This is a genomic window from Acidovorax sp. GW821-FHT10E04 (assembly GCF_059415185.1).
The window spans coordinates 17,113-30,422 of the sequence record NZ_JBWKMT010000001.1; the positions used below are offsets into that span (position 1 = coordinate 17,113).

Consider the following 13,310-nt stretch of genomic DNA (forward strand, 5'->3'; position numbering starts at 1 on the left):
ACAACGGGCGGCTTGCCTGGCGGCGCAGGCGACGACCACCCCGTGCCGCCTGCCGTGCTGGAGGCCGCCATCGGCTGGCAACTGCGCCAGGGCGAGGGCGCCACGTCGCCGGCGGACGCCCAAGCCCTGAACGACTGGCTGGCGGCACACCCCGACCATGCCCGCGCCTGGCGCCAGCTGGGCGACATCGACCAGCACCTGGCCCGTGCCGCCGCAGGGCCTGGAGCCCGCGCGGCCTTGCTGCTGCCACCGCGCCGGCGCCGTCCTGCCCGTGTGGCGGGCGCCGTGGTGGGCCTGGCGTTGGCGGTGGCCTGCGGCGTGCTGGTGCTGGACCGCCACCAGCCCGTGGGCCAACTGCTGGCCGACCACCGCACCGCCACCGGCGAGCGCCGCACCATCGTGCTGCCCGACCAGACCGTGCTGCACCTGAACACCCGCAGCGCCGTGGACGTCGTGTTCAGCCAAGACCAGCGCACCATCCACCTTCGCACGGGCGAGGTCGCGGTAGAAACCAGCCATGCCGACCCGGCTGAGCGGCGCCCGTTCGTCGTGCTGACCGAGGACGGCAGCCTGCGCGCCCTGGGCACCCGCTTCACCGTGCGCCGCTGGCCACAGGCGCAAGCCACTGGCACCGATGGGGCGCAGAGCCTTAGCACGCCCGCCACCGAGGTCGCAGTCACCCAGTCGGCCGTCGCGGCCCGCCCGGCGACCTGTGCGGCAGCAGCATCCGAGCCGTGCAGTGCCGAGCGCATCGTGTCGGCCGGGCAGGGCGCGCGGCTGGAGGGCGGGCGGGTGGACCCGTGGGCAGCCCCGCCCGATGCCGACGCCTGGAAGGACGGCATGCTGGTCGTGGACAACCAACCCTTGGGCGAGGTGGTGGCAACGCTCGCGCGGCACCGGGTCGGCCACCTGGGTGTCGACCCCCGTGTGGCCGGGTTGCGCGTGACGGGCACGCTGCCCCTGGCGGACACCGACCAGGCCCTGTTGGCGCTGACCGCGGCCGTGCCGGTCGATGTGGTCTGGACCACGCGCTGGTGGGTCACGCTCAAGCCGCGTGCTGCGCCCTGAGGATGAAAATATAAGGAAAATCGGCCGCTACCGCTTGATGGGAAAGCGCTGGTAGCTATCAAAAGATGAGTGACTTGGTGCAACTGATCGACGGTTCCAGTCAGTTCAGTCCAGATCAACCAGCCCAACCTGTTCTGCCGGTTCGACAACCGCCGGTCGGTGCAGGTCGCCGCTGCCAGCTGGCCTCCCACCACCTGCGATGCCGGCCCAAAAAAGAAATCGCCCCGGCCCCCTCTCACTTTTCGGCACCCGTTCGGCAATCAGACAGAGACCGTGCATCGGCGCGGTTACCCCTCTTTTCTGACGTGACCGTTTCGGAGCCTGACCCATGCCCTCTGCTGTTCTCCCCTTTCCGCTGAACCCTTGCGCTGCGGCGCTGCTGCTCGCGTTGGGCGCCTCTGCCGTGACCGCACAGCCAGCTACGGCAGAGGCCCCTGCGGCCACGGCCAGCGCTGCGGCAGTGCGCGACTACGACCTGCCCGCCGGGCCGCTGGGAGCAGCCCTCAACCGCATCGCGCGCGACGCGGGCCTGGCCCTCACCGCCGATGCGCAGTTGGTGGAAGGCCGCAACGCGGCGCCCGTGCGGGGCCGCTTCGATGCGCCCGAGGCACTGCGCCGCGCGCTGGCAGGTTCGGGGCTGGAGCTGCGGCAGGCCACGGGCGGCGTCTTCACGCTGCGCGAGGCATCGCGCCCTGCAGCGCAGGCACCCCGGCTCAGCGATGCCGCCACCCTGGGCGCCGTCACCGTGACGGCCAGCGCCGAGGCAGCGCCCGGCGATTTGCCGCCCGCCTATGCCGGCGGCCAGGTTGCCACGGGCAGCCGGGTCGGCCTGCTGGGTCAGCAGAGCCTGATAGACACGCCGTTTCACATCACCAGCTACACGGCCGAACTCATGCAGGACCAGCAGGCGATCACCGTGGCCGATGTGCTGGCCAACGACCCGTCCGTGCGCACGGTGTCGTACAGCCTGACGAACGCTGCTGCGGGGGGCGACATCTTTCTGATCCGCGGCTTCTCGGTGCAGGACTCCGTGCTGTTCGACGGCATCGGCGGCATCGCCACCAACCGTTCCGTGGCGGTCGAAGCGGCCGAGCGCGTCGAGGTGCTCAAGGGCCCCAACGCGCTGCTCAACGGCATGGCACCCGGGGCGGGCGGTGCGGTGGGCGGCGCCATCAACCTGGTGCCCAAGCGCGCGGGCGACGTGCCGCTGACACGCCTGACCACCACGTACCTGTCCAGAGGCAACCTGGGCGGCCACCTGGACGTGGGCCGCCGGTTCGGCGACGACCACCAGTGGGGTGTGCGCTTCAACGGTGTCTACCGTGACGGAAAGACCGCCACCCAGGGCCAGTCCGTCGAGCTGGGGGCTGCGGCGCTGGCCGTGGACTACCGGGGCAGCCAGCTGCGGGCCTCGGTGGATGCCGGCCACCAGACGATGAACAACGAAGCGCCGCAAGGCGCCGCGGGCTTTGGCATCGACGACGCCATTGCCATCCCCAGGCCGCCCCGGGCCAGCCACCGCATCGCGCAGGACTGGGAGTTCGCCAGGTCGCGCAGCAACTACCTCTTGGCCAAAGCCGAGTACGACCTTACCCCGGACTGGACGCTCTCTGCAGCCGCGGGTGGCAGCCACACGCGGTCCCGCTACCTCGCCACCGACGTGTTCGTGACCAGCGTGCAGGGCGATGCGCAGGCCACCACGTACTTCTGGCCCAACTGGACGAACTACCGCACCCTGCAAGGCGAGCTGCAAGGCACGGTGCGTGCCGGCGAGCTTACGCACCGCATTCACCTGCATGCGTCGTACCTGAAGAAGGACAGCGGCTTCACGGCGCAGTACTACGGCTTCGACAGCTTCGCCACGAACATGTACGCACCCGCGGCCACCGCGCGTCCGTCCATCGACGGTTTCTCATCGCGGCCGCCCCAGACCGATTCCTTGCAGCTGCCGTCCGTAGCGCTGTCCGACACCGTCTCGCTGTGGCAAGACCGCCTGTCCGTCACCCTGGGCGCCCGCTACCAGCGCGTGAAGGTCGTCAAGCACGACACCACCACCGGGGCCGGCAGCACCGCGTACGACGAGCACGCGGTGACGCCGGCGCTGGCGGCGGTGTTCAAGCTACAGCCGCACGTGTCGCTCTACGGCAATTACATCGAAGGGCTGGTCCAGGGCGATTCAGCACCGCTGGGCACCACCAACGCCGGGCAGGTGTTTCCGCCGGTCCGCACGAAGCAGCGGGAGGTGGGCGTGAAGGCCGATTGGGGCCGCTTCAGCACCACGGCGAGCCTGTTCCACATCCAGAAGCCGAGCGGGCTGGTGGCGTCCAATGGCGATGGCACGTTCACCTACCAGGTCGGCGCGGAGCAGCGCAACCGCGGGGTCGAGCTCAATGTCTTTGGCGAGCTGGCCCGGGGCACGCGCCTGCTGGGCGGCGTGACCTTCAACGATGCCCGGCTGACCAAAACCGAAGGCGGCATCTACAACGGCAACGCCGCGCCGAACGTGTCGCGCTGGCAGCTGAACCTGGGCAGCGACCACGACCTGGCTGCCGTGCCAGGGCTGACGCTGTCGGCCCGCATGATCTCCAGCAGCGCGCAGCAGGTGGACGCCGCCAACCTGCGGCGCATTCCGGGCTGGACGCGCTGGGACATCGGTGCCCGCTACAAGACCCAGGCGTGGGGCCGGCCGCTGGTGCTGCGCGCGGGCGTGGACAACCTGTTCAACCGCAACTACTGGTCCAGTGGCTCCGGCAACTGGCTGTATGTGGGAAGTCCCCGCACGGCGACTCTTTCTGCCACGGTGGATTTCTGACGCGGAGCAGGCTCCCCTGGGCAGAGGGGCAAATGGAGGGAGTTGGGGGGTGTGGGCGTCAACCCCAGTGGGCCTTGGTGCAAGAAAATGTGGACTGAATTGGCCTCTGCCGCTTGATAGGTAAGCGCTGGCAGCTATCTATTTGATAGTAATCCAGAGCATTCGCTACGCCAACGCCGCAACGGTGGAGCCGCCTTTTTGCACTCGGTTAGATACCCTGTTGACACATCTAGGTATAAATCCTGAGTATCTGGTGCAAATTAGTATTTGTGGAGGCGTCTGGAGTACCAATCGAGCATCGCAGCATCGGTATCGTTCAGTCCGTCAATGCCTGCATGCCTTGCGCCGGTGTTGAAAGGCAGATTCCCATACCAACGACCGAGGAGACTTTTCCGATGCCACATTCCACCCCTGTCACCATGCCCCAGCGCCTGGCCGTCGCCGTTGCGCTGGCCTTGACGTCGCTGTGCGGCGCCGCCAGCGCGCAGACCGAGCTCGTGATCGCCACCGTGAACAACGGCCACATGATCGAGATGCAGAAGCTCTCCAAGAACTTCGAGCAGGCCAACCCCGACATCAAGCTCAAGTGGGTCACGCTCGAAGAAGGTGTGCTGCGCCAGCGCGTCACCACCGACATCGCCACCAAGGGCGGCCAGTTCGACGTGATGACCATCGGCATGTACGAGGCGCCCATCTGGGGCAAGAAGGGCTGGCTGCAGGAGCTCAAAACCGACGCCGCCTACGACGTGGACGACCTGCTGCCCGCCGTGCGGGGCGGCCTGTCCATCGACGGCAAGCTGTTCGCCGCGCCGTTCTACGGCGAAAGCTCCATGCTCATGTACCGCAAGGACCTGGCCGACAAGGCCGGCGTGCAGGTGCCCGAGCGTCCCACCTGGCCGCAGATCAAGGACCTGGCCGCCAAGATGCACGACCCCAAGAACGGCGTGTACGGCATCTGCCTGCGCGGCAAGCCGGGTTGGGGCGACAACATGGCGTTCTTGACCACGCTGGTCAACACCTTCGGCGGCCAGTGGTTCGACATGCAGTGGAAGCCGCAGCTCGAATCCAAGCCCTGGAAGGACGCGATCACCTTCTACGTGGACCTGCTCAAGAACTACGGCCCGCCTGGCTCGTCGGCCAACAGCTTCAACGAGATCCTGGCGCTGACCAACTCCGGCAAGTGCGGCATGTGGGTGGACGCGACCATCGCGGCATCGTTCGTGAGCGACCCCAAGCAGTCCAAGGTGGCCGACCAGATGGCCTTTGCCCAGGCGCCCACCATGAACACGCCCAAGGGCGCCAACTGGCTGTGGTCGTGGAACCTGGCCATCCCGGCCGGTTCGAAAAAGGTGGACGCCGCGCAGAAGTTCATCACCTGGTCCACCAGCAAGGACTACATCCAGCTGGTCGCCAAGACCAACGGCTGGGCCAACGTGCCCACCGGCACGCGCAAGAGCACCTACGCATCGCCTGAGTTCCAGAAGGCCGCCCGCTTCGCCGCCGCCGAGAAGGTCGCGATCGACTCGGCCAACCCGACCGATTCGACCCTGCCCAAGAGCCCCTACGTGGGTGTGCAGTTCGCAGCGATTCCGGAGTTCCAGGCCATCGGCATCGCGGTGGGCCAGCAGATGAGCGCGGCGCTGGCAGGCAAGACCACGGTGGACGCGGCCCTCAAGGCCAGCCAGGTGTCTGCGGACCGGGAAATGAAGAAGGCTGGTTACTACAAGTAAAGGCTGGCGGGGCCACCGAGGCTCCGCCGTCCACTGCCCATCCGTGGATTGACCAGTGCTGATCCTGGGGCTCGCCATTCACCGTGGCGGCCCCGTCGCCCTTTCGGAAACACCATGAACCGCCGCCTGCTCCCCCGCCTGCTGCTCACGCCAGCCATGGCCACGCTCTTCCTGTGGATGATCGTGCCGCTGGTGATGACGATCTACTTCTCGCTCATCCGCTACAACCTGATGCAGCCGGATCAGACCGGCTTTGCCGGGCTGGAGAATTTCGAGTACTTCGTCACCGACCCCTCGTTCGGCACGGCGGTGGTCAACACGCTGCTGCTGCTCGGCAGCGTGATCCTCATCACGGTGGTGTTCGGCATCGCCATCGCGCTGCTCATCAACGAGCGGTTCGCGGGCCGGGGCATCGTGCGGGTGCTGCTGATCTCGCCGTTCTTCGTCATGCCCACGGTGAACGCGCTGATGTGGAAGAACATGATGATGAACCCCATCTACGGCGTGCTCGCCCAGGTGTGGATGTTCTTCGGCGCGCAGCCGGTGGACTGGCTCACCGACCACCCGCTGTTCTCGGTGATCGTCATGGTCTCCTGGCAGTGGCTGCCCTTTGCCACGCTGATCTTCATGACCGCGCTGCAAAGCATGAACCATGAGCAGCTCGAGGCCTCGCGCATGGACGGCGCCAACTACCTGCAGCAGCTGCGCTACCTGTACGTGCCGCACCTGGCGCGCTCTGTGGCGGTGGTGGTGATGATCGAACTCATCTTCCTGCTCAGCATCTTTGCCGAGATCTACACCACCACGGGCGGCGGCCCGGGCGATGCGAGCACCAACGTCACCTTCCTGATCTTCAAGCAGGCGCTGCTCAACTTCGATGCGGGCGTGGCCTCGGCCGGCGCGCTGTTCGCGGTGGTGCTGGCCAACATCGCGGCCGTGTTCCTGATCCGCATGGTCGGCAAGAACCTCGACAAATAACCGAAGCACCACCATGACTGCTCGACGCCGTTCCAACTATCCGCTGGGCCTGCTGGCCCTGCGCACCGTGGCTGCCTGGGGCGTGGCCCTGCTGCTGTTCTTCCCGCTGGCCTGGCTGCTGCTGACCGCGTTCAAGACCGAGCTGCAGGCCATCGCCGTGCCGCCGCAGCTGTTCTTCATCCCCACGCTCGAAAATTTTCACGAGGTGCAGGAGCGCAGCGACTACCTGCTGTACGCCAGGAACTCCGTCATCACCAGCGTGCTGTCCACCCTGGTGGGGCTGATGCTGGCAGCGCCCGCGGCGTATGCCATGGCCTTCTTCAAGGGCAAGTACACCAAGGACATCCTGATGTGGATGCTCTCCACCAAGATGATGCCCGCCGTGGGCGCGCTGGTGCCCATCTACGTGCTGGCGCAAAAGAGCCACCTGCTGGACACGCAGCTGGCACTGATCATCGTGTTCGCGCTGTCCAACCTGCCCATCATGGTCTGGATGCTGTACTCGCACTTCAAGGACATCCCGCGCGAGATCCTGGAGGCCGCGCGCATGGACGGCGCCACCCTGTGGCAGGAGGTGCGCCTGGTGCTGCTGCCCCTGGGCATGGGCGGCCTGGCGTCCACCGGCCTCCTGTGCCTGGTGCTGTCGTGGAACGAGGCCTTCTGGAGCCTGAACCTGAGCGCCGCCAAGGCCGGCACGCTGGCCACGCTGATCGCCTCTTACTCCAGCCCCGAGGGCCTGTTCTGGGCCAAGCTGTCTGCCGCCTCGCTGATGGCCATCGCGCCCATCGTGGTGTTTGGCTGGTTCAGCCAGAAGCAGCTCGTTCAGGGCCTGACCTTCGGTGCGGTCAAGTAAGCGCCGCAGTTTTTCTCCCAGTTTTCAAGATTTCAGGAACCCGATTCCATGGCCTACCTTCAACTGCGCGGCATCGAGAAATTCTTTGGTGAGCACCGCGCCATCAAGGGCATCGATCTCACCATCCAGCAAGGCGAGTTCATCGTCTTCGTCGGCCCCTCGGGCTGCGGCAAGTCCACGCTGCTGCGCCTGATCGCGGGGTTGGAGAACATCGACGGCGGCTCGCTCATGCTCGATGGCCGCGACATCACCGACCAGCCTTCGAGCAAGCGCGACCTCGCCATGGTGTTCCAGAGCTATGCGCTGTACCCGCACATGAGCGTGTACGAGAACATGAGCTTCGCGCTCAAGCTCGCCAAGGTCGATCCGGCCATCGTGCGCGAGAAGGTCGAGCGCGCCGCAGCCATCCTGAACCTCACCACCTACCTGGAGCGCACGCCCAAGGAACTCTCCGGCGGCCAGCGCCAGCGCGTGGCCATCGGCCGTGCCATCGTGCGCGCGCCCAAGGTGTTTCTGTTCGACGAGCCGCTGTCCAACCTCGACGCGGCCCTGCGCGGCCAGACCCGCGTGGAGATCGCCAAGCTGCACCGCGACCTGGGCGCCACCACCATCTACGTGACGCACGACCAGGTGGAGGCCATGACCCTGGCCGACCGCGTGGTGGTGCTGCGCGACGGCGTCATCGAGCAGGTGGGCACGCCGCTCGAGCTGTACGACCAACCCGCCAACCAGTTCGTGGCCCAGTTCATCGGCACGCCGCAGATGAACGTGGTGCCCCTGCCGCAGCTGCCGCCACCGGTGCAGCAGCAGGCACCTGCGGGCGCCGAGGGCGGTGCCATCGGCCTGCGCCCCGAGAACATCACCGTGCGCAACACCGGCGTGACGCCGGTGGGCGGCCAGGTAGACCTGGTCGAAGCGCTGGGTGCCGAGACGCTGATCTATGTGAGCACACCAGGGGGCGCACAGTTCGTGGCCCGCCAGAACGACCGCACCAGCCTGCGCGCCGGTGATGCGGTCAGCCTGGACATCGACGCATCGCAAGCCCATTGGTTCGACCCCGCAGGCCGCGTGGTGGTCCGCCAGACCGCATGACCACCATGACCCTCGGACAAGAACTGCAAGGCAAGGTGGCGGCCATCACCGGCGCTGCATCGGGCATTGGCTTCGCCAGTGCCCAAGCCATGGCCGACGCGGGTGCGCGCGTGGTGCTGATCGACCGCGACGAAGCCGCGCTGGCCAAGGCCTGCGCTGCGATCGGTGCCAGCGCATTGCCGTTGGTACTGGACTTGCTGGACGCCAAGCAGTGCGCCAGCCTGCTGGCGCGCACGCTGGCCCTCGCCGGCCAGCTCGACATCTTCCACGCCAATGCCGGGCTTTACGTCGGCGGCGATCTGGTGGACGCCGACCCCGACGCCATCGACCGCATGCTGAACCTCAACGTCAACGTGGTGATGAAGAACGTGCACAACGTGCTGCCCCACATGATCGAACGCGGCACGGGCGACATCATCGTCACCAGCTCGCTGGCCGCGCATTTCCCCACGCCATGGGAGCCGGTCTACGCATCGTCCAAGTGGGCGGTGAACTGCTTCGTGCAGACCGTGCGCCGCCAGGTGTTCAAGCACGGCATCCGCGTGGGCTCCATCTCGCCCGGGCCGGTCATCACCTCGCTGCTCGCCGACTGGCCGGCCGAGAAGCTGGAAGAGGCCAAGGCGAGCGGCAGTCTCATCGAAGCGGCCGAAGTGGCCAGCGTGGTGCTGTTCATGCTCACGCGCCCCCGTGGCATGACCATCCGCGACGTGGTGATGATGCCCACGAACTTCGATCTTTAAACACCTGCATTCACGCACCATGAATTTCATCCTGCACCTGGGCCTGGGCTCGTTCCACCGCGCCCACCAGGCCGTTTACGTCCACGCATTGCGCCAGCAGGGAGACACCGGCTGGGCCATTGCGGGCGGCAACCTGCGCGCCGACATGGCCGACACCATCGCCGCGCTGCAGGCCCAGGGCGGCCGCTACACGCTGGAGACCGTCACGCCCCAGGGCGAGCGCAGCTACACCGTCATTGAATCGATCCAGCGCGTGATCCCCTACCAGGACGACCTGGCCCCGCTGATCGCCGCAGGTGCCGACCCCGCCACGCGCATCATCTCGTTCACGGTGACCGAGGCGGGCTACTACCTCGATGCGCAAGACCAGCTCGACTGGCCCAGCTTTGCCGACCTGCGCGCCGACCTCGCCGCCGTCAAGGCGGGCCAGGCGGGCCACACCCTCTATGGCGGCCTGGTGAGCATCCTGCGCGCGCGCAGGGCCGCCGGTGCCGGCCCCGTGACGCTGATGAACTGCGACAACCTGCGCCACAACGGCGACCGCTCGCGCGGGGGCCTGCTGCAGTTCATCGACGCGCTGGGCGATGCCGCGCTCAAGGCCTGGGTGCAGGAGCACACGAGCAGCCCCAACGCCATGGTCGACCGCATCACGCCACGCCCCACGCCGGACGTGGCCGAGCGCGTGAAGGCCGCCACCGGCTGGGACGACCAGGCCGCGTTGATGGGCGAGAGCTTCATCCAGTGGGTGATCGAAGACGACTTCATCGCAGGCCGCCCCGCGTGGGAAAGGGTCGGAGTCGAGATGGTCGATTCGGTGCAGGCGTACGAAGAAGCCAAGATTCGACTGCTCAACGCCACCCACAGCTGCATTGCCTGGGCGGGCACGCTGGCGGGCTACCAGTACATCCACGAAGGCACGCACGATGCCGCCATCCGCCAGATGGCCTACGACTACGTGACCGACGACGCGATCCCGGTGCTGCTGCCGTGCCCCATCGACCTGGAGGCCTACCGCGACGTGGTGCTGGACCGGTTTGGCAACCCTGCGATTGCGGACACCAACCAGCGCGTGGCCATGGATGCGTTTTCCAAGATCCCCGGCATGATCGCGCCCACCATCCGGGACCAGCTGGCCCGCGATGGCTCGTTCGACAGCGTGGCCGTGCTGCCCGCGCTGTTCCTGGCCTACCTGCAGCGCTGGCATGCCGGGCAGATCCCCTACACCTACCAGGACCAGGCCATGGACCCGGCCGTGGCGCATGCGATCTGCGATGCGCCGGACCTGGTCGCCGCCTATGCCGCGGATACCACCCTGTGGGGTGAAATGGCCTCAAACCCGCGGCTGGTTGCCACGCTGCGCAACGCCTTTGCCCGCGTGCAGGCCTTCGTGGCCGGGCGTGCGGAACGCCAGGGGTTGGTGTAAGTTGAGCGGCCCGACCACAGGAATGACGCCATGACCGTGAAGACGACGCCTGTCTCTCCGCGCCAGACCAAGCCCGAGCTGGAGCACGACTACGTGCGCTTTCCCGAGCTCGGGTACGAGTCGCCCGAGGCCGCAGGTTTCATCCGGTGCCTGTCGCATGGGTTTCCCACGCCGCTGGCGCGCTGGCACTACCACGACGAGTATGAGCTGCACCTCATCACCGCCACCTCGGGCAAGGTGTTCGTGGGCGACTGGATCGGGCAGTTCCAGCCCGGCCATCTGGTGTTGACCGGGCCGCGCCTGCCGCACAACTGGATCAGCATGGACCTGCCCGAAGGCGGCGTGCCGCTGCGCGACCTGGTGATCCAGTTCTCGCACGCGCCGCTGGTCGCCAGCAGCGAGAGCATCCCCGAGCTGCGCGAGGTGTTGCCCCTGCTGGAGCGCGCACGCCATGGCATCGAGTTCTTTGGCATGGAGGCCCAGGCGCAGGAACACTGGCACCGCATCAAGGCGCGCCAGGGCCTGGCCCGGTTTGGCGCGTTCTGTGAATTCCTGAGCGACCTGGCCCGCTGCACCGACTTTCGACTGCTGTCGAGCACCCAGCTGCAAAGCGAGGACAACGACACCCAGCTCGACCAGATCAACGCCATCGTGAGCCGCATCACCGACCACCTGGCCGACCCGCTCTCGGCTGCCGACCTGGCACAGGAGCTGGGCATGACGGAAAGCCGCTTCTCCCGCTTCTTTCGCCGTGCCACGGGCAACACCTTCACCGACTTCGTGAACCTGGTGCGCGTGAACCGCGCGTGCCAGCTGCTGATGGAGACCGAGCGCTACATCACCCACATCGCCTACGACGTGGGCTTCAACAACATGGCCAACTTCAACCGCCGCTTTCTGGACATCAAGGGCATGACGCCCAGCGAATACCGCAAGCAGGGAGCCGGAAGATTCGGAAAGGCCCCTTGAAGTGGCGGGGCGCCTTCGCTGCGGGGCGGCCCTTGCCGGGCATCTGTGGCCTGGGTCGCGCCGGTTGCGTGCGGCGGGGGCCTGGCTTCCACTTTGAACCACTGAAATCTGCCAACCACCCATGTACTTCGGAATTGATTTGGGCACCTCGGGTGTCAAGCTCCTGCTGCTCGACGAAACGCAGGCCGTGATCGCCACGGCCGACGCCGCCGTGCCCCAGCACCGCCCGCGGCCCACCTGGAGCGAGCAGCACCCGGCCGACTGGCTGGCCGCCGTGGAAGCCGCCGTGCCGCAACTGCGCGCCCAAGCCCCCGCAGCATGGGCGCGGGTGCGCGGCATCGGGCTGTCTGGCCACATGCATGGCGCCGTGGTGCTGGGCGCGCAGGGCCAGGTGCTGCGCCCCGCCATTCTCTGGAACGATGGCCGCGCGAGCGCCGAATGCGCCGCGCTCGAGCAGGCCGTGCCCGCCGCGCGCCAGGTCACCGGCAACCTCGCCATGCCCGGCTTCACCGCACCCAAGCTGTTGTGGCTGCGCACGCACGAGCCGGCCGTGTTCGGCCAGATCCGCACGGTGCTGCTGCCCAAGGACTGGCTGCGCCTGCAGCTCACGGGCGATGCGGTGAGCGACATGTCCGACGCATCGGGCACGCTGTGGCTCGATGTGCAGGCCCGCGCCTGGAGCCCCGCGATGCTGCGGGCCTGCGGGCTCGATGCCTCGCACATGCCCGCGCTGGCCGAGGGCAGTGCACCCACGGGCACGCTGCGCAGCGATGTGGCCCGCCGCTGGGGCCTGAGCGGGGGCGTGGTGGTGGCCGCAGGCGCGGGCGACAACGCCGCCAGCGCCGTGGGCGTGGGCGCCCGCACCGCCGGGCAGGGCTTTGTGTCATTGGGCACCTCGGGCGTGGTCTTCCGGGTGACGGACGCCTTTGCGCCCGCCACCGAACGCGCCGTGCACGCCTTTGCCCATGCGCTGCCGCAGCGCTGGCACCACATGTCGGTCATGCTCAGTGCGGCAAGTGCGTTTGGCTGGGCCGCGCGGCTCACGGGGCAGGGCGATGAAGCCCGGCTGTCTGATGCCGTGGGTGCCCTCAGCCCCCACCGCCAGGCCCAGGCGCCGCTGTTCCTGCCCTACCTGAGTGGCGAGCGCACGCCGCACAACAACGCGGCTGCGACCGGCGTCTTCATGGGCTTGCGCGCCGAGCACGAAGCGGCGGACCTGGCCCATGCGGTGATGGAAGGCGTGGGCTTTGGCCTGCTCGACGGGCTCAACGCCATGCGGGCGGTCGGGGCAGGGCAGGGCCGTGCGCTCGGGGCGATCGGTGAGGGTGAGGACGCCCTGGCACTGGTCGGTGGCGGCGCCCGCAGCAACCCCTGGGCGCAATTGCTGGCCAGCGCGCTGGGCACGCCGCTGCAGCGTCCGCAGGGTGCACATGCTGCTGCCGCCCTGGGCGCGGCGCGGCTGGCGGCCATGGCCTGCGGTGGCGACGAGGCCCACTGGTGTCAGCCCTTGCCCGCCGACGCCACTTTCGACCCCCAGCCCGCACAACAAGCCCTGCTGGCCGAGCGCTACGCCCGCTTTGTCGCGCTATACCCGGCACTGCAATCGCAGTTCTGACGCTGCTGTCCGCACCCTCTTCACATCCAC

The 13,310-nt window shown here is 67.7% G+C and carries 10 protein-coding genes; all 10 read left to right on the forward strand.

The genetic code is table 11. The features are described from left to right. The first annotated feature begins 12 nt into the window (after positions 1 to 12). The 10 genes from AC07OC_RS00090 (at position 13) to xylB (ending at position 13,280) form a co-directional block, all read left to right on the forward strand. Positions 13 to 1,068, forward strand: coding sequence for a FecR domain-containing protein (locus AC07OC_RS00090; RefSeq protein WP_218366914.1), 1,056 nt, complete (start codon positions 13 to 15; stop codon positions 1,066 to 1,068). A gap of 328 nt (positions 1,069 to 1,396) precedes the next feature. Continuing rightward, positions 1,397 to 3,880: a TonB-dependent receptor gene (locus tag AC07OC_RS00095; protein WP_218341557.1), complete on the forward strand. Its 2,484-nt coding sequence runs from the start codon at positions 1,397 to 1,399 to the stop codon at positions 3,878 to 3,880. Positions 3,881 to 4,275: 395 nt separating this feature from the next. Then, on the forward strand, positions 4,276 to 5,610 hold the full coding sequence (locus AC07OC_RS00100) for an ABC transporter substrate-binding protein (RefSeq protein WP_056413437.1): 1,335 nt from the start codon (positions 4,276 to 4,278) through the stop codon (positions 5,608 to 5,610). 114 nt (positions 5,611 to 5,724) lie between these two features. Continuing rightward, entirely contained in the window at positions 5,725 to 6,588 is an 864-nt protein-coding gene (locus AC07OC_RS00105; protein ID WP_218341558.1) for a carbohydrate ABC transporter permease, read from the forward strand. Between the two features lie 13 nt (positions 6,589 to 6,601). Next, positions 6,602 to 7,441 carry a carbohydrate ABC transporter permease gene (locus AC07OC_RS00110; RefSeq protein ID WP_218341559.1) on the forward strand — a complete coding sequence of 280 codons (840 nt, stop codon included), beginning with the start codon at positions 6,602 to 6,604 and terminating at the stop codon, positions 7,439 to 7,441. Positions 7,442 to 7,489: 48 nt separating this feature from the next. After that, positions 7,490 to 8,533, forward strand: a complete 1,044-nt coding sequence (locus tag AC07OC_RS00115) for an ABC transporter ATP-binding protein (RefSeq protein WP_218341560.1) — start codon at positions 7,490 to 7,492, stop codon at positions 8,531 to 8,533. A gap of 5 nt (positions 8,534 to 8,538) precedes the next feature. Then, positions 8,539 to 9,273 carry an SDR family oxidoreductase gene (locus AC07OC_RS00120; RefSeq protein ID WP_218341561.1) on the forward strand — a complete coding sequence of 245 codons (735 nt, stop codon included), beginning with the start codon at positions 8,539 to 8,541 and terminating at the stop codon, positions 9,271 to 9,273. Positions 9,274 to 9,292: 19 nt separating this feature from the next. Further along, the gene (dalD, locus tag AC07OC_RS00125; RefSeq protein ID WP_218341562.1) at positions 9,293 to 10,696 is read left to right on the forward strand and encodes a D-arabinitol 4-dehydrogenase; all 1,404 of its coding nucleotides are present in this window, start codon (positions 9,293 to 9,295) and stop codon (positions 10,694 to 10,696) included. 30 nt (positions 10,697 to 10,726) lie between these two features. Further along, the gene (locus tag AC07OC_RS00130) at positions 10,727 to 11,665 is read left to right on the forward strand and encodes an AraC family transcriptional regulator (protein ID WP_218297734.1); all 939 of its coding nucleotides are present in this window, start codon (positions 10,727 to 10,729) and stop codon (positions 11,663 to 11,665) included. A gap of 121 nt (positions 11,666 to 11,786) precedes the next feature. Further along, positions 11,787 to 13,280, forward strand: a complete 1,494-nt coding sequence (gene xylB / locus AC07OC_RS00135; RefSeq protein ID WP_218341563.1) for a xylulokinase — start codon at positions 11,787 to 11,789, stop codon at positions 13,278 to 13,280. Positions 13,281 to 13,310 lie beyond the last annotated feature (30 nt).